A 24,740-nucleotide genomic window follows, 5' to 3' on the forward strand; every position below is an offset into this window, starting at 1 on the left:
GACAACAAAACTACAATAGATAACATCCAATGAAATATAAAACTAAAGACAGGTAGTCTAAACCCTTGATAACACTGTGTTTTGTATTTTATCGGATGTTATTTTTTTGCCATACGTGATACTTATATGATGATGTAGTTATATTGACTTTGCATATTCATTATTTTAATTTCCTAACATTTACAAATATGATATTATTGATGTAATAATGGTTTCAATGGAGGAGTTATTGTGAATAAAGTATTTTTTATTTCAAAACTACTAATTTCATTAGCAATAATCGGTACATTGTTTGGTGTTCTTGGTGTCATTCTTGCAATAAGTAAAAGTGAGCTTGCAATGATACCAGTAATAATATGTGCAATAATGCCAATAATTTTTTTACATTATTATGATAGTGAAGAAAAAAAGTATTATGATAAGTATAAATAACCACATTGCAATATTCGCAATGTGGTTTTAATATGCATAATTTTAAATTTATGTAGTTATAAAAGAAAGTGCCTTAGTTTTAATACTTCATATTTTAATAAAAGCTCAAAGTTAATATAAATAATACTTCTGCAGAGGATTTACTTTCATTAATGAAACGATGGCGCATATTTTTAGGGATTCTTACAACATCTCCTTCTTCTAATAAAAAAATCTCATCTTCTAATTGCACATTAATCTTACCTTTAACAACAACAGCTATTTCTTCTTTATTATCATGTTGATAATGTGATTCAGTTGTTTTGGATTGTGGTTTTATTTCCATTTGTAAAACTTCCACATTTGTCTTCATAAAATCAGGTGTTAATAAGTCATAAACAATGTGTTCATTGTCTTGTCGATATATTTTTTCACGATTTTCTTTTTTTGAAATTAAAGATGAATAGTCAATATCATCAATAAATAACGTGAATAACGGTACACCTAATGTTTTAGCGATTATTTCTAAAACTTGTAAAGAAGGATTGCCAATACCTCTTTCTAGTTGACTGATCAATGATGTACTGATACCTGATTGTTTAGAGAATTCGCGGATGGTTAATTGATTCTTTTTTCTATAATTTGAAATTGTTAATCCAAGTTTTCTCATATTATTCTCCTGTTTATTATAATGTTTGTTAATAATCATTTGTTATAGCATAGTAAATTGACTGATTTTTGATATATTAACTTTCTTGTTTATTATAAAATATATTTGTTATAAATAGTAAACAAAGGGGTGTATTTATGAAAGTTATTAATATTCTTTTACTCTTTCTTGCGGTATTTATGGTTTCAACTTCAGCAATCTTTGTAAAATTGATTAATGTACCAGTGGAGGTATTGGCATTTTATCGATTATTCATTTCTTTTGTTGTGTTCGTCATGGTGATTTTATTTTCAAATAAATTAATTAATGAGTGCAAAATGTTGACTAAAAAGTCAAAAATACTAATGATTTTTAGTGGTATATTGCTCGCAATTCATTATTTATTGTGGTTTGAATCTTTAAAATATACATCTGTAGCGAGTTCAACTGTAATTGTCACTTTGCAACCTATTTTTGCTATGATAGGTGGCTTTCTATTTTTTAAGGAACGTTTTCAAATGGGGGCTATTTTAGGGGTTTTTGTTGCAATAATTGGTAGTATTATTATTAGTTATCATGACTTTAAAATAAGTGGTTTAGCATTTTATGGAGATATATTAGCACTTATTGCTGCATTAATTATTACGATTTATTTTTTTATAGGGCAACATGTAAGGATGAATACTAGTCTTGTTGTATATGCGACCGTGAGCTATGGTGCCAGTGCTTTATTTTTATTGTTTATCAATATAATGAAACAGAATAATTTGATTCATTATGATATACATACTTGGATGATCTTTTTTGGTTTAGCATTTTGTGCTTCTATCATTGGGCAAACACTTTTTAACTATTTACTTAAATATTTTAGTGCAACAGTCATTTCAATGACTATATTAGGTGAAGTAATCGGAACATGTATATTAAGTTATTTTATATTAAATGAATTTGCTACTTTATCTCAATTAATCGGTATTTTCTTAATTTTGATTGGACAAGTCTTATTTATTTTAGCTAACCGAGGTAATAGAAAAGTATAAGCTGTATATAATAGATAATGCTCAAATAAAAGAGAACTTTCAAAACTATGAATAATAGTTTTGAAAAAATAAAATATTAAAGGAGTAGAAAAGCAATGTACAAATTACCTGGCAATATTGAAGTAAAAGATTTAAAACTGCTTCAAAAAAAGGATTATACAGAAGTTTTTCAAGGAAGGTTAAACAATAAAGAAATAATTTTAAAGACATTTAAAAAGCACAATAATTATTATAGAGAAGTTAATAGTTTGAAGTCACTACAAAGTAAATTTCACTTTGTACCTCGATTAATGGAAAATAATAATTCTCAAGAAAGCATGTATTTCATTGAAGAAAAAATAGATGGTAAAAATTTATTGGATAATTTTCAAAAATTAAACCAAAATGAAAAAGAAGATGTTGTAAAAAAATCCGCTCAAGTATTAGGGATGTTAAATACTTGTTTAAATGAAAATGAACTCAAAGAGACAAATTTATGGAAATTTTATGATATGAATATAAATGAATACAAAGAATATGATTGGAAAAAATATTACTTAAAACAAATACAAATTTGGATATCGAATATTGATAAAGATAACATTGATATAGATTTATATAAATTATATGAAGAAATTGAAAATAAACTAAAGAAAGCGGATTCACTTTCGGAACACATTGGATTTATTCACCGTGATTATGGATTCAGAAATATATTAGTAAATAATGATAATGAAATCACAGGTGTTATTGATTTTGAACATGCTATGATTGGAGATATTTTATTTGATATAACAAAGATAATATTTAACGATTTAGACTTTATGGAAGATCAATATTTAGCAAATTTATTTATTAAAGAGTGGTCAAATCAATTAAATATTGTATTAGATGAAAGAAAAATGTGGTTATATCTAATGATTCAAGGTTTAGGGGTAGTTCAATGGGTAGACTCTCAAAAAATTCCTAGTAATAAAGTACTTAATGCCGAATTTAGAGAAAAAGGAATTAAAATTATAAAAGAGTCTATAAAGTATTTTGTGTTAGAAAATAAATTATAACGGTAGAATACAATAAATCCATATGAAGCTGTTAACTACGGCGATAAATAAAAAATATCACCGTAGATATTGAAACACCATAACCATCATATTCACCCAACCAATACCTGTTACTATATGTAATGGGTATTTTCTTGTATAATAAACAAGTGAATTATGGTATAGTATTTATTTGTATTTAAATATGTAACTTATGAAAATAAAAAGCATTTGAGGTGGCATGATGATTAAACCTTTAGTTGAAGAAAATCATCCAGTTTTACATAGAGAAGTGAAGGATGTAACGGTTTTTAACGATGATTTAAAAGTATTAATTCAAGATTTAGAAGATACTTTATTCCATCATGATGGTGTTGGGATTGCTGCACCGCAAATTGGTGTGGATTTAAAAGTTGCTTTAGTGGATATGGAGCAAGATGGCATTTTGCAATTAATTAATCCAAAGATCATTTCTTATTCTGATGAAACAGAAAGTGATGTTGAAGGATGTTTATCTATTCCAAATGTTTTTGGATTAGTGGATAGAAGTACGACGATTGTTATAAAGGCAAATGATTTAAAGGGTAATGATATTGAAATGACTGCACATGATGATATTGCACGTATTATTCAACATGAAGTGGATCATTTATATGGTCATTTGTTTACTGAAAAAATGACAAAACAATTAACTGAAGCAGAATTGGAGGAGATGTTCGGTGAAGAATAAAATTATTTTTATGGGAACGCCTGATTTTTCTGCACCTATTTTAAAAGCTGTACATGAAACATATGGTGTTGCTTTAGTAATCACGCAACCTGACAAACCTGTTGGTCGTAAGCGAGTATTAACGCCGCCTCCAGTCAAAAAACAAGCAGTAGAATTAGGTATTGAAGTGTATCAACCTGAATCGATGAGAAGTGATGAGGCTTTTGAATTTATTCAAAATGTTCAACCGGATTTAATCATCACAGCTGCATATGGACAAATCTTACCTAAACGTGTTTTAGATATCCCAAGACTTGGTTGTATTAATGTTCATGCGAGTATTTTACCGAAATATCGTGGTGGTGCACCGATTCATAAAGCAATTATTAATGGCGAATCTGAAAGTGGTGTCACAATTATGTACATGGCAGAGCAACTTGATGCGGGTAACATGATTGCACAAGAAAAAGTAGAGATTCTTGAAAATGATACGGTTGGTTTATTGCATGATAAACTAAGTGATTGTGGCGTGAAATTATTAATTGATACATTACCTTCTATATTTAATGGTACAAATGATAGTATTGAACAGAATCATGATGAAGCAACATTTGCATCTAATATTAGTCGTGATGAAGAGTTTGTTGATTTTAATAGAAGTACTGAAGATGTACATAACCAAATTAGAGGTTTATCGCCATGGCCAGTTGCTTATGCCACATTAGATGGTAAAAATATGAAGTTTTGGTTAAGTGAAAAAGGGACAGCTACTGGTACACCTGGTGAAATCATTGAAGTTACAAAAGATGCAATCGTTGTTGCAACAAAAGATGCATCTATTAAATTGTTAGAGATCCAACCTGCTGGAAAGAAACGCATGAAAGTACGCGATTATGTTGCAGGACTTCAATATGATCTAAAAGGGATGAAATTTAATGCAGAATAATGTGAGATATGTTGCCTTAGAGATATTGGATAAAGTGTTAACAGATGGTGGCTATAGCAATTTATTAATCAATGAAGCGATTAAAGAAAATCGTATTGATGAAGTCGATCGTGGTTTGTTAACTGAACTTGTTTATGGAACACTGCAGCATAAATTGACTTTAGAATTCTATATTGAGCCTTATATTAAGACTAATATAAAAGGTTGGATGAGAAGATTATTACTAATGAGTGTTTATCAAGCAGTTTATTTAAGTAAAGTGCCTGACCATGCCATTATTAATGAAGCGGTTGAGATTACTAAAAGACGTGGTTCTATTAGTGGTGCAAATACAATGAATGCGATCCTTCGTAATTTTCAACGTAACCCATTAAGAGATATAAATGAAATTAAAGATGACTTAAAGCGATTAAGTATCCAGACGAGTACACCTTTATGGTTAGTAAAGCATTGGAATACGCATTATAAATTTGATACGACAAAAGCAATTTGTCAATCCTTTTTAGAATATCCAGATACGACAGTACGCGTTAATGTGAGAAAAATTTCGATAGTAGATTGTATTGAACGTTTAAAGGATGAAGGATATAAAGTGAAACAATCTGAAATCGTACCAGAATGTTTAACGATTGTCGGTCAACCAATTGTACAAAGTGCTTTATTTAAACAAGGGTTTGTAAGTGTGCAAGATGCATCAAGTATGATGGTCGCTCAAGTATTAAATCCTCAACCAGGTGAAACGATTTTGGATACATGTAGTGCACCGGGTGGAAAAGCGTGTCATATCGCTGAAAAACTTGGTCCATCTGGTGAAGTGATCAGTCATGATGTGCATCCTCATAAAATTGACTTAATCCAATACAATATCAATCGATTAAGTTTAAGAAACATTAAGCCATCTGTACATGATGCAACTGAACCATTTGAAGGGTTATACGATAGAGTACTTGTAGATGCACCATGTTCCGGGTTTGGTGTTGCAAAAAGAAAACCAGAAATTAAATATGAAAAAACACCTAAAGATATTGATACATTATGGCCACTTCAATTGAAGATTTTAACGAATGCTTCAAAAGTCGTGAAACCTGGTGGACTTTTAGTCTATTCAACATGTACGATTGAACAGATGGAAAACGACAATGTGGTTTACTCATTTGTCAAAGCAAATCCAGAGTTTGAAATTGAACTGATTGATTTACCAGTCTTTGGACAAAGAAAAACATTACAAATTATGCCGCAAGATTTAAATTCTGATGGCTTTTATATTGCAAAATTAAGAAGGAAGGGTGAATAATAATGTCTTTAATCGAAAAAAAAGGTAAAAAGTTTTTGCCTAATTTTGAAAAACCCTCAATATATTCATTACAATTACACGAATTAAAAGACTGGTTAGCAGATAACAGCGAACCTGCATTTAGAGCAAAACAAATTTTTAATTGGTTATATGTTAAACGCGTAAATGATTTTGAGGAAATGACTAATTTATCTAAATCTTTACGTGAAAAGTTAGCACAATCTTTCGTGATGACTACTTTAAAGACTGTTGTTAAACAAGAAAGTAAAGATGGTACCATTAAATTTTTATTTGAATTACAAGACGGATACACGATTGAAACCGTATTAATGCGTCATGATTATGGTAATTCTGTTTGTGTAACGACGCAAGTAGGTTGTCGTATTGGGTGTACATTCTGTGCATCTACTTTAGGTGGATTAAAACGTAATTTAGAAGCTGGAGAAATCGTTGCTCAAGTATTAAATGTACAAAAAGCATTAGATTTAACGGAAGAACGTGTGAGTCACGTTGTTATCATGGGTATCGGTGAACCATTTGAAAACTATGAAGAAATGATGGATTTCTTAAAAATCATTAACCATAATGATGGATTAAACATTGGTGCGAGACATATTACCGTTTCAACAAGTGGTGTTATTCCTAGAATTTATGACTTTGCTGATGAAGAACTTCAAATTAACTTTGCGTTAAGTTTACATGCATCTAACGATGAATTACGTTCACGTTTAATGCCGATTAACCGTGCTTATAATTTAGATAAGTTGATGGAAGCGATCCGTTATTATGTTGATAAAACAGGTCGACGTATTTCATTTGAATATGGATTATTTGGTGGTGTAAACGATCAAATACCTCATGCAAGAGAACTTGCTAATTTAATTAAAGATATCAACTGTCACGTTAACTTAATTCCAGTGAACCATGTACCTGAACGTGATTATGTTCGTACCTCAAAGGAAGATATCTTTAAATTCGAAAAAGAATTAAAAAGATTAGGTATCAATGCTACAATTAGAAGAGAACATGGATCTGATATTGATGCAGCTTGTGGTCAATTAAGAGCCAAGGAAAGACAAGAAGAAACGAGGTAGTCTTTATGAAGGCACGTTTTTTTACAGATATTGGTCCAATCAGACAACGCAATGAAGATGATGGTGGTATTTTCTATAACCATACTGAGCAAAAATTATTAATTATTTGTGATGGTATGGGTGGTCATAATTCTGGAGATGTTGCAAGTAAATTTGTTACAGACAAATTAAGTAGTAGATTTATGGATGAAAACTATATAGAACTAGACCAAGCAGAAGCATGGTTAAGAACGAATATTTCTGATATCAATAGACAATTGTATGATATTGCGCATTTAGGTGATGAAAATCATGGTATGGGAACGACAATTGTTTGTGCAATTATGTATGAACATGAAGTCGTAATCGCAAATATTGGAGATTCAAGAGCATATTTTATTGAAGAACGTGATATGCGCCAGTTAACAAATGATCATACGTTTGTAAATCATCTTGTTATGGCTGGTGAACTCACTAAGGAAGAAGCAAAAGTACATCCACAACGTAATATGATTACAAAAGTTGTAGGTAGTGATAGAAGAATATTTCCAGATATCTTTAAATATGAATATGGACGATATGATTACATTGTATTATCAAGTGATGGCTTAACAGATTATGTTGATGAAGAGATTGTTCATCAAGAATTTTATAAGCATGATAATACTGAATCGATTGGTCAAGCTTTATTGAATTTGGCAATCGATGCAAATGCTCGAGATAATATTTCATTGATTATTGTCCCTATAAAAGGAGGCAATTAACATGCTCGGCACTGTAATTAGTGAACGTTATAAATTAATACGTTTTCTTGGTGGCGGTGGAATGAGTCATGTCTATTTGGCAGATGATATTATTTTAAATCGAAAAGTTGCTGTTAAAATTATCACCATTCCACCAGTTGATGTGGATCGTGCAGGGCAACGATTCGAAAGAGAAGTTCAAAATACAACAAGTTTATCACATCAAAATATCGTCAAAGTATTAGATGTCGATGAAGATGAACACCATTATTATTTGATAATGGAGTATATTGAAGGGCCAACTTTACACGAATACATTCGTGAAAAAGGAAAGCTGGATGTTGAAGAAGCAGTCTTATTTACTAAGCAATTAATACGTGGTATTGAGCATGCACATCAACATCGCATCATTCATCGAGACATAAAACCGCAAAATATTTTAATGACCAATGATAAAGAATTAAAAATTACAGACTTTGGTATTGCTCGCGCTTTGAGTGAAACTGCGATGACCCAAACGAATCATATTATGGGGAGTGTCCATTATCTTTCACCTGAGCAAGCTAAAGGTAAACCAACAGATGAAGCTTCAGATATTTATTCTATTGGCATTGTATTATTTGAAATGTTATCAGGGCACCCTCCATTTGAAGCGGAAACTGCTGTAGGTGTAGCGATTAAACATATACAAGATCCGTTACCATCAGTTCGTGATGAAAATCCGCTCGTGCCGCAAAGTTTGGAAAATGTCATCATAAAAGCAACGATGAAAGAGAAGTATAAACGTTATAGAACGACTGATGAAATGTATGATGATATCAACACTTGTTTGGATCAAGATAGAATTGATGAATCAAAATTAGTACACGAAGAAGATAAAACGAGGGTAATACCTGTCATTCAAGCTGATACGATACCAGTGGCACCTATTCAAGAAAAGCATTTAGAAAATAAATATCAAAAAATAGAAAATGAATCGCCTGAGGAAATCAAAGAAAATAAGCATAGTAAAAAAAGTAAAAAGCGATTTTTATTAATGATGACATCTTTATTGTTATTAATTGCATGTTTAGCAGGCTTTACTTATTGGCTGACTTTCGCACCTAAATATGCGCATATTCCTAAAATAGAAGGAGTAACCGTATCAGAAGCGGTAAGTTTACTTGAACAAGAAAACTTGAGAAAAGGTAAAGTAACTTATCAATATTCAGAAAAAATTGATTCTGGCATCATAATTAAGGCAACTCCTACAATGGGCACTAAAGTTAAAGAAATGACACCTGTAGATTTATTAGTTTCTAAAGGTGTGAAATTATTTAAAGTACGAGATTATGTTGGTAAAGATATCGATAAAGTAAAACCTGTTTTAGAAGAAATAGGTTTTGAAAATGTAAAAATTAAAGAAGAGTACAGCTTTGAGAAGAAAGGTTCTATAATTAAACAAAGTATTAAAGAGGGGCAAGAAGTGAATCCAAAGGATACTGCGATTACTTTAACAGTTTCTAAAGGTGTAGAAGAAATTTATGTCCCTGATTATACTGGACAATCTTTCTCTAAGGCAAAGTCTGAATTAGAAGCATTAGGGTTTGTTGTTAATGTTGTTTCTGAACAATATGATGATCATGTGAAAAAAGGTCATGTGATTGCACAAAACATCCGTAATATTAAATTTGCATATGGTTCAACGATTAACTTTGATATTTCAAAAGGTAAAGAAAAGAAAGATAGCAAAAAAGAAGATGAAAAAGTTAAAGAAGATAAAAAATATGCACAGACGGTAACGATTCCATATCGAAAAGAAAAAAGTGATTCATCAGAAACGCCAAGTGAACCAAATGAAAAACCATCACAACTTGTTGAGATTTATATAAAAGATAAGACCAATGATATTGGCACGATATATGAATCTTTTGAGACTACAGAGACAGTGAAGAAAAATATTATTTTAACCATTGAATCTGGTAAAACAGGCGCGTATATCATAAAAATAGATGGCAAAATATATGAGCAAGAACAAATAGATTATGATGAAATCAAATAAAAGAAAATCCGAATCAATGATTCGGATTTTCTTTTTGTATGCAATTAGAAACTCGTTTATAATAATGAAAAAGACTAGGAGGACAATATGCAGTATTATCAAATTTTTCAACAAGTTGTTGCTACTTTAAAAGAGAAAGCACAATTATTTGATCAACAATTATATAATGATTATTTACAAATATTTAAGCATTTACCCCCTCAAAATGATTTTACATTTACTCATATTATGATGGAATATATTTCAGATTTTAATATACCAGGAATATATTTTTACCAAAAACAAAAATATTATCCAGGATTTTTTGTTCAAAGATCGAATGATGTATTAGTAGTTACTGATGTAATCGATGATTTGCAATTTGTAATAGGTGATGAAATAACTTTAATGAGTCATGATTCGATACTTGAACTCAGTGAGCGTTATAAGAAACATTTCTATGAAAAGCACAATGAGTATCAAGATTGGTCATTTATTTTACAAAAACAAAAAGAAGTTAAAGTGAAAAGAGGAGACACATGTTATTCATTCGAATTAGGACAATATTTGTATCCTCAATCTCAATTAAGAAAAGTCGAACGAGAGACATTAAATTATCAAGTTTTTACTATATATAATCTTGATGAATTAGATTTTGATCAAGTCGCGGATATGTCATTACAACCATTGATATTAGATTTAAGACATGCATTTGGTACGAAAGCAATTTCTACACAGTTGTTAAGTAAAGTACATGAAATCATTAAGCAGCATACGATATTTATAATTCAAAGCCAATTTACTTGTGGGACTGCAGAAAAATTAATAGAAGTACTAAATAAATCTGATCAAGTCGTAACCCTTGGTCAACCGTCTTTTGGAATGGGCACAGAGTTTGTGCATCTAACAGTGGATCATTTTCATCTGGAATTACCATTAAATGAAGGGGAACCTATTGTCCCAGACATTGAATTAAATGCATTATATACGAATAAAGACAATTGTATGTTAGAAATCATCAATCGTTTAAAAACGATTTAAATGGGAATATAAATAATAATATATAACAGGGGGAATTTCTAATGTCTAAATTGAAAGAGTCTGGTTTTGATCATACATTAACTATGTTAAAAGAGGGTTATACTTACATTCCTAATCGTACTGAAAAGTACCAATCACCTATATTTTTCAATCGTGTATTAGGTGGAAAACCATGTGCAATTATTTCAGGTAAAGAAGCAGCGGAACTTTTCTATAATAATGATTTAATCGAACGTAAAGGCACAATGCCAAAACGTATCGTTAAAACGCTATTTGGGAAAGGTGCAATTCATACCACTACAGGGAAAGTGCATATTGATAGAAAAGCATTGTTTATGTCATTAATGACTGATGAAAACTTAAGTTTGCTACGTCAAATTACTAAAGATGCCTGGGAAAATGAAGTTGATTCATTAATCAAAGTGAATGAGGTTAATGTTTATAAAAAGTCTTCTGAAGTATTAACTAAAGTAGGCTTAAAATGGGCGGGTATTGAAGATACGCCTAAAAATATCGACAAGATTGCAAAAGAAATGGATTTAATGATAGATTCATTTGGTCAACTTGGAGGGGCTTATAAAGGTTATCGAGCAGCTCAAAAAGCAAGGGCAAATGTTGAAGCATATTTACAAAATCAAATTAAAAAAGTAAGAAAAGGAAAGTTAAAGCCTAGAGAAAATAGTGCATTATATGCATTTAGTCATTGGAAAGATATGAATAATAAACCAATGGATTTAGCATTATGTGCTGTAGATTTAATGAATGTTATACGTCCTTTAGTTGCAATCAATAGATTTGTGACTTACGGGGTTTTAGCAATTCATGAATTTAATGGAGAGAAAGATAAATTAAAATTTGGTACAGATGACTATGTTTATCAATTTGTACAAGAAGTAAGACGTTTCTATCCATTTGTACCTTATTTACCTGGTAAAGCTAAGAAAAAATTAACATTTGATAATCAGAAGATTAAAAAAGATCAGATGATTTTATTAGATGTATATGGTACATTGCATAATGAAAAATTATGGGAATATCCAAATAGATTTGATCCTACAAGATTTGAAAATTGGGATGGTAGTCCATTCGATTTAATTCCTCAAGGTGGTGGTGATTACCATACAAACCATCGCTGTGCAGGTGAATGGATGACGATTATTATTATGGAAGAAACAATGAAATTCTTTACTCGTACGATTTCATTTGAAGTACCGCCACAAGATTTTACTGTAGATTTAACAAAATTACCTGGAAAAGTAGCAAGCGGAATGAATATTCGTCAAGTTCAAGCATTAAATAATTAAATAAAATGGACTCGATATCAATATTGATATCGAGCCCTTTTTATTTAAAATACAATTTCGCCATCCCAAGCATCCATGCCACCATCAACATTGACAACTTTGTAGCCTGATGCTTCTAAAAACTGACAAGCTTTCATAGAACGCCCGCCAGCTTTACAAATAACATAATACTCTTCATCTTGATTTAAGCCTTGATACGTTTGATCTAAAGTTGAAAGTGCATATAACTTAGCATCTTCAATGTGTCCCATATTGTATTCATCTTGTTCACGGACATCAATAATTTTTATCGGTTCTTCTTGTTTAATTTTGTCTTTTAATTGCTGAATTGTTATTGTATTCATATAAGCCTCCAATTGATTTTTAATTATCATATCATATTCAATGATATGTTGGGTAATGATATAAACTGGGTTAATATTCATATATGTACACAGGTTTGTCATATCACTTTCAATAGAATTGTGATAGTATTATAAAGTTCTATAGAAATAAATTTTAATTTAAAAGGATGACTTAAAATATGAAATTTCCTAAAATAAATCGATTGAATATTTCCATGTGTTTAATCGCACTCGGCATTGTTTACGGAGATATCGGTACAAGTCCTTTATATGTAATGAAAGCCATCGTTTCAACGAATGGTGGTATGAATGAAATTAATGAAAATTACATATTAGGATGTTTATCTCTTGTCGTGTGGACGATTACGTTATTGACAACGATTAAATATGTCATGATATGTATGCGTGCTGACAACCATGGTGAGGGTGGTATTTTCAGTTTATATACTTTAGTACGCAAAAGGAAAAATTGGCTTTTAATACCTGCGATGGTTGGTGGTGCTGCATTATTAGCGGATGGTATTTTAACGCCTGCAGTAACGATTTCTGCTGCAGTTGAAGGGTTGCAAGAAATCCCTGCGTTCTACGATTCGTTTGCTTCAAATCAAAGAAATGTGATGATCATCGTCATTTTAATTATCACAATGATTTTCTTCTCTCAACGATTTGGTACTGCGAAGATTGGTCGTATTTTTGGCCCATTAATGTTGATTTGGTTTGGATTAATGGGTGTGTTTGGGACAATGCATTTATTGCAAGACTTAAGTGTATTAAGAGCATTAAACCCATATTATGCTGTGGAAATATTATTTAGTAAAGATAATAAAATGGGCTTACTGATTTTAGGTACTGTTTTCTTATCGACTACTGGTGCTGAAGCGCTTTATAGTGATATGGGACATGTCGGCAAAAAATCGATTTATTATACTTGGCCATTTGTAAAATTGATGTTGCTATTAAGTTACTTTGGGCAAGGTGCATGGGTCATTGCTAATATCGGAAAAGTTAAAAGCGAAAATGAAATCAACCCATTCTTTAACATTATGCCAGAATCGTTTATCATATTTGGCGTTATCATAGCGACAATAGCTGCAATTATTGCTTCACAAGCATTGATAACAGGTGCATATACTTTAGTTTCAGAAGCCATTCACTTAAAGTTTATGCCTAAGTTAGATATTAAATATCCTTCTCAAGAAAAAGGTCAAATGTACATTCCAACCGTCACATTTGTTATTTGGTTCTTATGTGTATTGGTTGTTTTATACTTTAAAACTTCAGTTCGTATGGAAGCGGCATACGGTCTAAGTATTACAGTGACAATGATGATGACTACGGTTTTATTATTGCACTATTTATTAAGCAAGAAAGTCAATATTTTAATTACAACTGTAATGATTGGATTTTTTATGTTACTTGAGTTCTCATTCTTCATTTCAAGTTTAGCTAAGTTTATGCATGGTGGTTATATTGCAGTTTTAATTTCAGTTATGATTATGGCAGTAATGGTTATTTGGTATTTTGGATATATCATCAAAAGTGAGCAAATGTTCGATGTAGAAATTAAGAAATACATTGGACAAATTTCAAACTTAAAACGTGATAGAACAATTCCAAAATTCGCTACAAATTTAGTTTATTTAACTACGAATAGTGAAATGCAGATGATAGAAAAGCAAGTTATTAAATCAATTCTTGATGGAAGACCAAAACGCGCTGATGTCTATTGGTTTGTTAATGTAGCCGTAAGTGATGATCCATATCAAGTTAATTATAAAATAGAAAACTTTGGAACAGATTCTATTTTCAAAGTTCAGTTAATATTAGGGTTTAGGGTTCACCAGAATGTTAATCAATATATTAAAGATATTGCAAGAGAATTAATCAAACGTAAAGAAATGAAAGAACAACATCGTGCATATGGTACGAATAATTTGAAAATATTAAGTGACTTTAGATTTGTTATTTTAAATGAAGAATTGCCTTTAGATGCAAAGTTAAAATGGTATGAACGTATTATTTTAGATTCTAAAATCTTTATAAAAAAATATACTGCTTCTCCTGTGAAGTGGTTTGAATTACCATCCAATGAAGTCATTTATGAAGTATTGCCTTTAACTTTACCTACTGTTAAAACAAGTAAAATCAGAAGATTACCAGAATAAATCATCTAAAACGAGGTTATGAATATGAAATTTAATCCAAATGTACAATGGGATAAGATATTTTATGGTCGAAAATTAATGGATCAAATTATAACAACCATTGAAACGAAAAATATTTTAAGTGGTGTTTATTTAAAGCGTTATTTATTCAGAGCAATGATGGCAGGATTTATTATTGCTAATATCGTTATGTTTTCGACGAGGATTCGAACTGATTTTGCAGATGCCTTTCCACCCGGTACGGTAAATTTACTTGCATCTTTTTGTTTTAGTTTTGCATTGGTATTGATTTTATTTACCAATTCAGAACTATTAACGAGTAACTTTATGTATTTTACAGTCGGTTTGTACTATAAAAAAATTAAACCGATGTATGCATCAAGAATATTTTTATTATGCTTTACAGGTAATGTACTAGGTGCAATTGTTTTATTTATGTTAGTAAGGCAATCCAGTATCGTAAATCCAGAAATGGCTGATTTACTATTAAAAATGACAAGTGTAAAATCAAATAGTGGGGCTTTAGATATATTTATCAAAGCGATTTTTGCAAACTTCTTTATAAATATTTCGGTTGTAATCGCAATGCAACTTGATGATATATTAGCGAGAATGTTTGTGATGATGTTTGGTGTAATGATCTTTGCATTTATGGGTTATGAACACGTTATTGCAAATGCTGCAATTTTTATTGGTGCTTTCTTTTATCATCCTGAAAGTGTCAATCTATTACTAGTCCTTAAAAATTTATTTTTCAGTTTTTGGGGTAATTACGTGGGTGGTGGATTGATTATCGGATTATTTTATGCATATTTGAATGATCACACTCATATAGAGGAAGACAAAGCAAATTATATAGAGGAGTAATTTATGAAAATTGGCCAAATTATAAAAGCTTTAAGTGGATTTTACTATGTAAAATACGAAAATGAAATTTATCAAACGAGAGCTAGAGGAAACTTTAGAAAAAAAGGTATTTCTCCTTTAGTAGGTGATTTTGTTCAATTCCAAATTGAAAATCAAACAGATGGATATATTCTTAATATTGAAGAGAGAAAAAATGCAATTGTCAGGCCAGCAGTGGCTAACGTTGATCGTGTAATCGTCGTAATGAGTGCTGTAGAGCCGAATTATAGTTTAAATTTAATTGATAAATTTTTAGTTAACGTCGAATCTTATCACATTGAACCCGTTTTATTAATTACAAAAAAAGATTTGGCAGATGAAGCATTAATTAATAAGATTGAATCTGATTTAGCATATTATAAAAAAATTGGATATGAAGTTCACTTTGTTTCAAATGAAGAAAGACAACATTTACAAAGTTTGGTTAAAGGGATTACAGTTTTGGCTGGCCAATCAGGTGTAGGTAAATCATCGTTTATTAATGCGATGATACCAGGTACGGATTTAAATACGGGTGTCATCAGTAATGCATTAAATCGTGGGAAACACACAACAAGACATGTTGAGTTAATTCCCGTGAATGAACATTATATAGCAGATACACCGGGTTTCAGTTCATTGGAATTAACTGAAGTTGATAAATATTCTTTAAAAAATTGCTTTCCAGAGTTTAGACAAAATGAGACGCATTGTAAATTTAGAGAATGTCTACATATTAATGAACCTAAATGTGAAATTAAGCGTTTAGTTGAATCCGGTGAAATATTAAAGTCGAGGTATGAACATTATCAACAAATGTTTACGACGATTGAAAATACGAAGGAGAGATATTAATGGTAAAAGTAGCACCTAGTTTATTAAGTTGTGATTTTTTAAATCTTGGTAATGAAATTAAACGATTAGAAGAAGCGAATATTGATTATATTCACTTTGATGTTATGGATGGTGATTTTGTACCAAATATTTCATTTGCATTTCCAATTATCGATCAAATTAGAAAAGTAACAAACTTAACAATTGATACACATTTAATGGTATCCAATCCTGAACGTTATATTCAAAAATTTGCAGATGCGGGTAGTGATATCATAACAGTGCATGTAGAAGCTACAAAACATATTCATCGTGCAATACAACAAATCAAGGATTTAGAAATTAAGAGTGGTATTACATTAAATCCAGGAACACCGATTGAACAAATTATCCCAGTTTTACATATGGTTGATTTGGTTTTAGTAATGACTGTAAATCCTGGTTTTGGTGGCCAATTATTTATAAATGAATGTTTAGATAAAATTAAATTCTTAAAAGAATATAGAACGACTCACAACCTTGACTTTGAAATTGAAGTTGATGGTGGTGTAAACGAAGTAACGAGTAAATTATGTGTAGATGCAGGCGCTGATGTATTGGTTGCAGGATCATATTTCTTTAAACATGAAGATTATCATACACCAGTAAAGCAGTTGAGAGGTGAATAAATGAATTTACATGTATTATGTACAAATCATGAATTAAAACTCGATCTATTTGATCAATATCGTGAAGAAGATTGGATTGGTGTTGATAAAGGGACACTCATTTTATTACAAAATGACATTCGACCAATTGCTGCCTTTGGTGATTTTGATTCTTGTTCTGTAGACGAATTAGATTATATAAAAAGTAAAATTGAAATAGAACAATTGCCACCAGAAAAAAATGAAACAGATTTAGAAGTGGCGCTTCAATTTACGACACAACTTGGTTATCGCAAAGTTTTTATTCATGGCGCAACAGGCAAACGATTGGATCATTTTTTAGGGAATTTACAAACATTGCTACATCAAGATGTTTTGTTATCAGAAACAGAGTATTATATTGTAAATGAAGATAATACAATCTCAGTATTAACAACGGGGACACATATCATTGAAAAAGAATCAGATAAGCAATATGTTTCGTTTATGCCGATTAATGATGGTGTGAAAATCACGATTGAAGATTTAAAGTATAATGTCGAACAGTATGAGATTCGTTTTGGACTCACTAGAACGGTGTCTAATGAATTTGTCTCAGAAAGAGGAACTATAACAATTGAAAATGGTATGGTTTACATGATTCAAAGTAGAGCATAAAAAAAAGACCTTTCACACAAAGGTCTTTTTTGTATCTATATATTCAATTAAACGCGAGTCACTTTACCTGATTTTAATGCACGAGTTGAAACCCATACACGTTTTGGTTTACCGTCAACTAAGATTCTAACTTTTTGTAAGTTAGCATTCCAACGACGCTTGTTAGCGTTCATTGCGTGTGAACGGTTGTTACCTGTAACTGCTTTACGTCCAGTAACATAACATACTTTAGCCATGCTGAAATCCTCCTTTAATAGAATATAGAGATACACTTAACTTTACATACCATAGTAATTTATCATAAATTTTGAGGTTATGCAAGTTAATTCGATGGATTTATGAGATTGGTTTATAAAAAATATCGATTTTTAATTTACTTATTGATGATTACATATTACATTATATATGAAAAATAGGCGACGACCTCATTGGATTTTCATTAAAATTTTCATATTTACAAGACATTTCTTGTATTTCGTAATCATTATTGCGTATAATAATATGACGAATGTATTAAAAGGAGGTTTCATCATGACTTTAGAAATTAAAAATGAATTTGGTTCAATTGATATTTCAAGTGATGTGATTGCAACAATTGCTGGTGGTGCTGCTGTAGAATGCTACGGTATCATTGGTATGGCAAGTAAACATCAAGTGCGTGACCAAATTGCTGATATATTAGGTCGCGATAACTATTCTAAAGGTGTTATTGTAACAAACAATAATGGCACACTCGATGTAGATATGTATATTATCGTGGCTTATGGTACAAAAATTTCTGAAATAGCAAACAACGTACAATCAACTGTTAAATATACGTTAGAAAAAACATTAAACTTAACTGTAAATTCCGTGAACATCTATATTCAAGGTGTTCGTGTCATAAATTTGGATGATGAGGAATAGGGAGGATACATAAATGAAAACGATTGATGGCAAGCTATTTGCTGAAATGATTATTGCAGGAGCAAATAACTTATCTCAAAATGCAAATTATGTGGATTCATTAAACGTATTCCCAGTGCCAGATGGTGACACAGGGACGAATATGAATTTATCAATTACATCAGGTGCACAAGAAACAGAAAAGAATATTGAAGTACATATTGGTAATGTTGGTAAAGCTTTTTCTAAAGGTTTATTAATGGGTGCACGCGGAAACTCTGGTGTTATTTTATCGCAATTATTTAGAGGTTTTTCTAAATATATTGAAAATGAATCTGAAATTGATGCTTTAAAATTTGCTAAAGCTTTTAAAGCAGGTGTCAAAACAGCTTATAAAGCTGTTATGAAACCTGTAGAAGGTACGATCTTAACTGTTGCGCGTGAAGCAAGTGAAGGTGCGATGGAGATTGCTGAAAGTACAGATGATGTGATTGAAATCATGGAAGCAATCGTAAAGCATGGTAATGCTTCATTAAAACGTACACCAGATTTATTACCCGTTCTTAAAGAAGTCGGCGTAGTAGATAGTGGTGGACAAGGTCTTATGTTTGTATATGAAGGTTTTCTTGCAATCTTAAAAGGTGAAACGATTGCTAAACCTGTATCAGAAAAAGTAGATGATGACTTTATTAATGATGAACATGACTTCGGTGATGTTGTAAAAACAGAAGATATCGTTCCAGGTTTCTGTACTGAAATGATGGTACGATTCTTACCAGGTAAAAAACCATTTAACGAAGATCATTTCCGTGAAGATATGAGTCAATTTGGTGATTCATTATTAGTGATTTCAGATGATGAAATTGTTAAAACACACGTGCATTCTGAAACGCCAGGTGAAGTATTAACTTATGGTAGTCAATACGGTGAAATCATTAAAATAAAAATTGAAAATATGCGTGAACAACATAGAGAAGTATTACGTAAACGTGATGCGAAGAAAAATGAAATTAAAAAAGTAGACAAAGCAGTGATTACTATTTCAATGGGTGAAGGTATTACTGAATTGTTTAAATCTATCGGTGCGACACATGTTATCAGTGGTGGACAAACAATGAATCCATCAACTGAGGATATCGTAAAGGTCATTGAAGCAAGTGGATGTAAAGAAGCAATTATCTTACCGAACAACAAAAATATTATCATGGCAGCTGAACAAGCAGCAGATGTATTAGAAATTCCGGTAAAAGTTGTCGCATCAAAAACAATTCCTCAAGGCTTAGCGGCAATGTTATCGTACAGCACTGAACAATCTGTTGAAGAGAATTTTGAAAGTATGTCGAATGCATTATCAACAGTAAAATCAGGATCAATTACATATGCTGTTCGCGATACTTCTATTGATGGTGTAAATATTGAAAAAGGCGCATTCATGGGATTAAATGAAGGTAAAATAACAGTTAGTGATAAAGACCAACTTAAAGTGTGCCAAACTTTAATCTCAGAAATGATTGATGAAGACTCTGAAATCGTTACAATTATTAAAGGTGAAGATGCCACTTCTGAAATCGTTGACGCTTTAACTTCATATATTGAAACACATCATGAAGATGTTGAAGTTGAAATTCAAGATGGAAAACAACCGATTTACAGCTTTATGTTTTCTGTTGAATAAAAATTAAGTTATAATAAGGAAAACTACACATTGTTGTAGTTTTTTTTAATGCAAAAATGTTGTATATTATGGATGAGTCTTAGAAATATGCATTAGAAATATAACAATGGATTTAGAAAAGGGGAATTATCATGAAATATAGAAGTGTGTTTGATATTATTGGACCAATCATGGTTGGTCCATCATCTTCACATACAGCTGGCGCAGTTCGTATCGGATTGGTAGCAAGAGATTTATTTGGTTCAACACCGAAACAAGCTGATATCTACTTATATGGCTCATTTATGGAAACATATAAAGGTCATGGAACAGATGTAGCCTTAGTAGGAGGATTGATGGGATTTGATACAGATGATCCGCGTATTCCAGATGCATTAACAATTGCGAAAGATAGTGGAATGACGATTAATTTTATTGAAATGGATGAAGAAAGAAGTCATCCAAATACAGCTATCATTCATATGGTTGATGGTGAAAAAGAATTAACGATTGAGGGTATTTCAATTGGTGGTGGGAAAATTGAAATAGTTGCACTCAATGGTTTCTCAATTGCAATTTCTGGGAATTACCCCGCATTACTTGTATTCCATCAAGATACTTTTGGTACAATCGCAAAAGTGACACAAATTATTGGAGAACATGAAATTAACGTTGGACAAATGCAAGTTGCACGTAAAGAACGTGGAGAACTTGCATTAATGACATGTGAATTGGATGATTCTATAAATGAGGAAGTCATTCAACAAATTCAAGCATGTGATGGTGTTGTTACAGTTACGTTAATGTCAGAAGCTTAGGGGGCGCAATATGTTTAAAAGTGTAGAAGAGTTAATATTAATATGTGAACGCGATCAAAAAGCGATTGCAGATATCATGATAGAACAAGAGATGGAAGTTTCAGGTTTATCGCGTGAAGCAGTCATGGCGAAAATGGAACAAAATTTAGTAGTAATGGAACGTGCTGTTGAAAAAGGATTGAATGGTGTAAGTAGTCCAACTGGTTTAACAGGAATGGATGCTGTAAAAATTAGAAAATATATAGAAAGTGGTAAAAGTTTAAGTGGAGACTTGGTTTTAAATGCTGTATCAAAGGCTGTAGCTACGAATGAAGTCAATGCGGCAATGGGATTAATTTGTGCAACACCTACTGCCGGTAGTGCAGGAGTTGTGCCAGGCGTATTATTTGGTATTAAAGATAAATTAAATCCTTCACGTGAAGATATGGTACGCTTTTTATTTACAACAGGCGCATTTGGTTTTGTAGTTGCGAATAATGCATCGATTTCTGGTGCAGCAGGTGGATGTCAAGCTGAAGTTGGTAGTGCAGCGGCAATGGCTGCAGCTGCTGTCGTTGAAATGGCTGGTGGAAGCCCTAGAATGAGTGCAAATGCTTTTAGTATTTGCTTGAAAAATATGTTAGGTTTAGTTTGTGATCCGGTTGCTGGTTTAGTTGAAGTACCTTGTGTTAAACGTAATGCTGCAGGGGCATCAAATGCGATTATTTCAGCAGATATGGCGCTTGCTGGTGTTGAAAGTCGTATACCTACAGATGAAGTAATTGAAGCAATGTATAAAATTGGTCAAACAATGCCTAGTGCATTACGTGAAACTGGCCGAGGTGGCTTAGCTGGTACTAAGACTGGCCAAGAAATGAAGGCAAGAATTTTTGGAACAAAATAAACTGACTTTAATTCATTCTGAACATCCGTTATCTGATTTAAAAGGTGTTGGTCCTAAATCAATAGGTTATTTAAATGAATTAGGTATTTATTCAATTGAAGATATATTATTAAAGTTACCTTACGCTTATGATGATGAAACTGCGATGGATATTCATTCTGTTTCAGATGGCGAAAAAGTTACTTTAATTGGAGAAGTATATACACCACCAAGCATTGCACACTTTGGAAGAAAAAAATCCAAAATATCATTTCATATGATGGTAAATGAAGTGGCTGTTAGAGTCGAATTTTTTAATCAATTATATATTAAGCAACATATTGAAATCGGTGCCCTAGTAAAAATTACAGGTAAGTTTAATTTAAAAAAACAAATATTATCAGGAACTAAATTTCAAAAAGTATCGGTTGATCTAGATGTAAATCAACCGATTTTTCAGCCTAAATATAGTCTAAAAGGTCTGATTAAAAATGCAACTTATAAAAAAATGGTACATGATGCATTAAATAAGGCAATCGTACATCCGTTATTGCCAGTTGAATTAAAAGAAAAATATAAACTTTGGGACTTGGATCAATGTTTAGCTATTTTACATCAGCCAACCAATAATGTAGATTTAAAACAAGCAAGACGATCATTTGCGTTCATTGAATTATTTTTGTTTCAACTTAAGATGCGTTTATTACATAAAAAAGAACATGGTGTTCAAATAAGAAGTAAAATTAATTATAATATCGATGAAGTAAAACAATTTATTAAAACGTTGCCGTTTGAGTTGACGGATGCTCAAAAGCAAGTTGTGAATGAAATATTTCGTGACATGCATAGTGATATGAGAATGAATCGTTTACTACAAGGGGATGTCGGTTCTGGTAAAACTGTTGTAGCTGCGATTTGTATGTATGCACTAAAGACTTGTGGATTACAAAGTGCTTTAATGGTGCCAACTGAAATATTAGCAGAACAACATGCAACGAGTTTATCAGAATTATTTGGTGATCGTGCCAATATTGCCTTATTAACGAGTTCTGTTAAAGGTAAAAAAAGAGCTTTAATACTTGAGCAACTAGTCCAAGGTGAAATTGATATATTGGTTGGTACACATGCTTTAATCAGTGATCCAATTGTTTTTAAAGATTTAAGATTGGTGATTACGGATGAGCAACATCGATTTGGTGTTAATCAAAGAAAGTTACTACGTGAAAAAGGTCCAGATAGTAATGTTTTGTTTATGACAGCAACACCTATCCCAAGGACGCTAGCCATTTCTGTGTTTGGCGAAATGGACGTTTCTATGATTAAACATATGCCAAAAGGGAGAAAACCAATCATTACGACATGGGCAAAACATCAAGAAATTGAATCTATTATTCAAATGGCAAAGGTTGAAATCAGTAAAGGAAGACAAATGTATGTGATTTGTCCCTTAATAGAAGCTTCTGAAAAATTAGATGTTCAAAATGCAGTTGAGATTTATGAATATTATCAACAACGCTTTGGAAATGAACGCGTAGGATTATTACATGGTAAAATGAAACCCATTGAAAAAGATGCTATAATGATGCAATTTGCCAATCATGAATTGGATATTTTAGTTTCTACTACAGTTGTTGAAGTCGGTGTGAATGTTCCTAATGCCACATTAATGGCCATATATGATGCGGATCGTTTTGGATTATCTACATTACATCAACTTAGAGGTCGTGTGGGACGAAGTGAACATCAAAGTTATTGTGTATTGATCAGTAATCCGGAAAGTGAAACAGGTATTGAACGTATGAACATTATGACCAGCACAACCGATGGCTTTGTATTAAGTGAAAAGGATTTAGAAATGCGTGGTCCTGGTGATTTCTTTGGTGTTAAACAAAGTGGACTTCCAGATTTTAAAGTTGCCAATATTGTCGAAGATTACCGAATGTTAGAAGTTGCCAGAGATGAGGCAAGTAGTTTAATATTAAATGGTGCAATAGATTTAGAAGAAAATAAGATTTTAAAACAGCATATATTAAACGATATTGTAGCTTATCAAACAAACTAAGAGGTGAAAGATGAAGACAATTATTTTAAGAACGGTAGGTGTATTGCTTATCGCCGCGGCATTAGTGATGTTCTTTTGGCAAAATATTCGTGAGTATTTTACGGATATTGTTAACGATAAGATCATTGCTGCTTACGAAAAGAAAGAAGATCCAAAAGTCAACGAAATTGAAAAGTGGATTACTAAAACTGAACCAGAAAAATTAAAATTAAAGAAAAACATGCTTGGATATTTAAAAATTCCGGCAGCTAAAATAAATGAACCATTATTAAAAGGACCTGCAACACAAATCAATTTGAAAAATGGTGTTTCTTTAGTTGAGCAAGGGGAAACTTTAAAAGAACAAAATATCTCGATTGCCGGACACCGAGTTGAAGGTGCGGGAATTCGCTTTAATTATTTAGATCGAGCAAAAATTGGTGATAAAGTACAAATTGTTACAAACGATGGTACTAAATCTTATAAAATATATAAAATATTCCAAGTAAAACCTACTGAAGTTGGTGTTTTGGATGAACACAAAGGAAAACCACAAGAATTAACTTTAATTACTTGTGATAGTTACAATCCTGAAACTTTATTGTTTGAAAAACGTATGATTGTAAAAGCAAAGATAATAAAAAAAGCATCATAAAATAGTATTACTAATCTTGAAGAGATTGGGACATATCTGTCTCA

Annotated in this window: 25 protein-coding genes; 22 read left to right on the forward strand and 3 right to left on the reverse strand. The window is 31.5% G+C overall.

Annotated features, from left to right (window positions below; translation table 11 throughout):
• Positions 1-231 precede the first annotated feature (231 nt).
• Positions 232-432 carry a hypothetical protein gene (locus tag ER639_RS01075; RefSeq protein WP_129063899.1) on the forward strand — a complete coding sequence of 67 codons (201 nt, stop codon included), beginning with the start codon at positions 232-234 and terminating at the stop codon, positions 430-432.
• Between the two features lie 94 nt (positions 433-526).
• On the opposite strand, the gene ER639_RS01080 is transcribed toward ER639_RS01075, so the two are convergent.
• Entirely contained in the window at positions 527-1,081 is a 555-nt protein-coding gene (locus ER639_RS01080; RefSeq protein ID WP_129063900.1) for a helix-turn-helix domain-containing protein, read from the reverse strand.
• A 137-nt stretch (positions 1,082-1,218) separates the two neighbouring features.
• Here ER639_RS01080 and ER639_RS01085 point away from each other — a divergent pair, with 137 nt between their 5' ends.
• The 10 genes from ER639_RS01085 to ER639_RS01130 all read left to right on the forward strand — a co-directional run bounded on the left by ER639_RS01085 (position 1,219) and on the right by ER639_RS01130 (position 12,249).
• The gene (locus ER639_RS01085) at positions 1,219-2,100 is read left to right on the forward strand and encodes a DMT family transporter (RefSeq protein ID WP_129063901.1); all 882 of its coding nucleotides are present in this window, start codon (positions 1,219-1,221) and stop codon (positions 2,098-2,100) included.
• Between the two features lie 95 nt (positions 2,101-2,195).
• Positions 2,196-3,140 carry an aminoglycoside phosphotransferase family protein gene (locus tag ER639_RS01090; RefSeq protein ID WP_129063902.1) on the forward strand — a complete coding sequence of 315 codons (945 nt, stop codon included), beginning with the start codon at positions 2,196-2,198 and terminating at the stop codon, positions 3,138-3,140.
• 220 nt (positions 3,141-3,360) lie between these two features.
• Positions 3,361-3,849, forward strand: coding sequence for a peptide deformylase (def, locus tag ER639_RS01095; protein ID WP_164993318.1), 489 nt, complete (start codon positions 3,361-3,363; stop codon positions 3,847-3,849).
• 10 nt (positions 3,850-3,859) lie between these two features.
• A complete protein-coding gene (gene fmt / locus ER639_RS01100) occupies positions 3,860-4,774 on the forward strand; it encodes a methionyl-tRNA formyltransferase (RefSeq protein WP_129064413.1) in 915 nt (304 codons plus the stop codon).
• On the forward strand, positions 4,764-6,068 hold the full coding sequence (gene rsmB, locus ER639_RS01105) for a 16S rRNA (cytosine(967)-C(5))-methyltransferase RsmB (RefSeq protein ID WP_129063904.1): 1,305 nt from the start codon (positions 4,764-4,766) through the stop codon (positions 6,066-6,068). The genes fmt and rsmB overlap by 11 nt, the downstream gene beginning before the upstream one ends.
• Positions 6,069-6,070: 2 nt before the next feature.
• Positions 6,071-7,162, forward strand: coding sequence for a dual-specificity RNA methyltransferase RlmN (gene rlmN, locus ER639_RS01110; protein WP_483306217.1), 1,092 nt, complete (start codon positions 6,071-6,073; stop codon positions 7,160-7,162).
• A 5-nt stretch (positions 7,163-7,167) separates the two neighbouring features.
• Positions 7,168-7,905, forward strand: coding sequence for a Stp1/IreP family PP2C-type Ser/Thr phosphatase (locus tag ER639_RS01115; RefSeq protein WP_129063906.1), 738 nt, complete (start codon positions 7,168-7,170; stop codon positions 7,903-7,905).
• Position 7,906: 1 nt separating this feature from the next.
• The gene (pknB, locus tag ER639_RS01120; RefSeq protein ID WP_129063907.1) at positions 7,907-9,925 is read left to right on the forward strand and encodes a Stk1 family PASTA domain-containing Ser/Thr kinase; all 2,019 of its coding nucleotides are present in this window, start codon (positions 7,907-7,909) and stop codon (positions 9,923-9,925) included.
• A gap of 87 nt (positions 9,926-10,012) precedes the next feature.
• Positions 10,013-10,945, forward strand: coding sequence for a hypothetical protein (locus ER639_RS01125; RefSeq protein ID WP_129063908.1), 933 nt, complete (start codon positions 10,013-10,015; stop codon positions 10,943-10,945).
• Positions 10,946-10,986: 41 nt separating this feature from the next.
• The gene (locus ER639_RS01130; RefSeq protein ID WP_129063909.1) at positions 10,987-12,249 is read left to right on the forward strand and encodes a cytochrome P450; all 1,263 of its coding nucleotides are present in this window, start codon (positions 10,987-10,989) and stop codon (positions 12,247-12,249) included.
• Between the two features lie 44 nt (positions 12,250-12,293).
• Here the strand turns inward: ER639_RS01130 and ER639_RS01135 are convergent, their stop codons facing one another.
• Positions 12,294-12,593 carry a rhodanese-like domain-containing protein gene (locus ER639_RS01135; protein ID WP_129063910.1) on the reverse strand — a complete coding sequence of 100 codons (300 nt, stop codon included), beginning with the start codon at positions 12,591-12,593 and terminating at the stop codon, positions 12,294-12,296.
• Positions 12,594-12,772: 179 nt separating this feature from the next.
• Between ER639_RS01135 and ER639_RS01140 the strand changes: the two genes are divergently transcribed.
• Genes ER639_RS01140 through ER639_RS01160 form a run of 5 tightly spaced genes read left to right on the forward strand, consistent with a single transcriptional unit; the run spans position 12,773 to position 17,781 of the window.
• Entirely contained in the window at positions 12,773-14,758 is a 1,986-nt protein-coding gene (locus tag ER639_RS01140) for a KUP/HAK/KT family potassium transporter (RefSeq protein ID WP_129063911.1), read from the forward strand.
• Between the two features lie 18 nt (positions 14,759-14,776).
• Entirely contained in the window at positions 14,777-15,625 is an 849-nt protein-coding gene (locus ER639_RS01145; protein ID WP_483306218.1) for a formate/nitrite transporter family protein, read from the forward strand.
• 3 nt (positions 15,626-15,628) lie between these two features.
• Positions 15,629-16,498 (forward strand): ribosome small subunit-dependent GTPase A, encoded by an 870-nt coding sequence (gene rsgA / locus ER639_RS01150; RefSeq protein WP_129063913.1) that lies wholly within the window; start codon positions 15,629-15,631, stop codon positions 16,496-16,498.
• Entirely contained in the window at positions 16,498-17,145 is a 648-nt protein-coding gene (rpe, locus tag ER639_RS01155; protein WP_129063914.1) for a ribulose-phosphate 3-epimerase, read from the forward strand. Before rsgA ends, rpe begins: the two co-directional genes overlap by 1 nt.
• The gene (locus tag ER639_RS01160; protein ID WP_129063915.1) at positions 17,146-17,781 is read left to right on the forward strand and encodes a thiamine diphosphokinase; all 636 of its coding nucleotides are present in this window, start codon (positions 17,146-17,148) and stop codon (positions 17,779-17,781) included.
• Between the two features lie 47 nt (positions 17,782-17,828).
• Here the strand turns inward: ER639_RS01160 and rpmB are convergent, their stop codons facing one another.
• On the reverse strand, positions 17,829-18,017 hold the full coding sequence (gene rpmB / locus ER639_RS01165) for a 50S ribosomal protein L28 (RefSeq protein ID WP_129063916.1): 189 nt from the start codon (positions 18,015-18,017) through the stop codon (positions 17,829-17,831).
• A 295-nt stretch (positions 18,018-18,312) separates the two neighbouring features.
• Here rpmB and ER639_RS01170 point away from each other — a divergent pair, with 295 nt between their 5' ends.
• The 6 genes from ER639_RS01170 to ER639_RS01195 all read left to right on the forward strand — a co-directional run bounded on the left by ER639_RS01170 (position 18,313) and on the right by ER639_RS01195 (position 24,696).
• Positions 18,313-18,687, forward strand: a complete 375-nt coding sequence (locus ER639_RS01170) for an Asp23/Gls24 family envelope stress response protein (protein WP_129063917.1) — start codon at positions 18,313-18,315, stop codon at positions 18,685-18,687.
• A gap of 13 nt (positions 18,688-18,700) precedes the next feature.
• The gene (locus ER639_RS01175) at positions 18,701-20,341 is read left to right on the forward strand and encodes a DAK2 domain-containing protein (protein WP_129063918.1); all 1,641 of its coding nucleotides are present in this window, start codon (positions 18,701-18,703) and stop codon (positions 20,339-20,341) included.
• A 131-nt stretch (positions 20,342-20,472) separates the two neighbouring features.
• On the forward strand, positions 20,473-21,138 hold the full coding sequence (gene sdaAB, locus ER639_RS01180; RefSeq protein ID WP_129063919.1) for an L-serine ammonia-lyase, iron-sulfur-dependent subunit beta: 666 nt from the start codon (positions 20,473-20,475) through the stop codon (positions 21,136-21,138).
• 10 nt (positions 21,139-21,148) lie between these two features.
• Complete coding sequence (sdaAA, locus tag ER639_RS01185) at positions 21,149-22,021, forward strand: L-serine ammonia-lyase, iron-sulfur-dependent, subunit alpha (RefSeq protein ID WP_129063920.1); 873 nt, start codon at positions 21,149-21,151, stop codon at positions 22,019-22,021.
• The gene (gene recG / locus ER639_RS01190; RefSeq protein ID WP_129063921.1) at positions 22,008-24,062 is read left to right on the forward strand and encodes an ATP-dependent DNA helicase RecG; all 2,055 of its coding nucleotides are present in this window, start codon (positions 22,008-22,010) and stop codon (positions 24,060-24,062) included. Before sdaAA ends, recG begins: the two co-directional genes overlap by 14 nt.
• A gap of 10 nt (positions 24,063-24,072) precedes the next feature.
• The gene (locus ER639_RS01195) at positions 24,073-24,696 is read left to right on the forward strand and encodes a class A sortase (protein ID WP_129063922.1); all 624 of its coding nucleotides are present in this window, start codon (positions 24,073-24,075) and stop codon (positions 24,694-24,696) included.
• The last annotated feature ends 44 nt before the right edge of the window (positions 24,697-24,740 follow it).

The sequence above is a fragment of the Macrococcus sp. DPC7161 genome (assembly GCF_004117835.1).
Taxonomy (GTDB): Bacteria; Bacillota; Bacilli; order Staphylococcales; family Staphylococcaceae; genus SDSC01.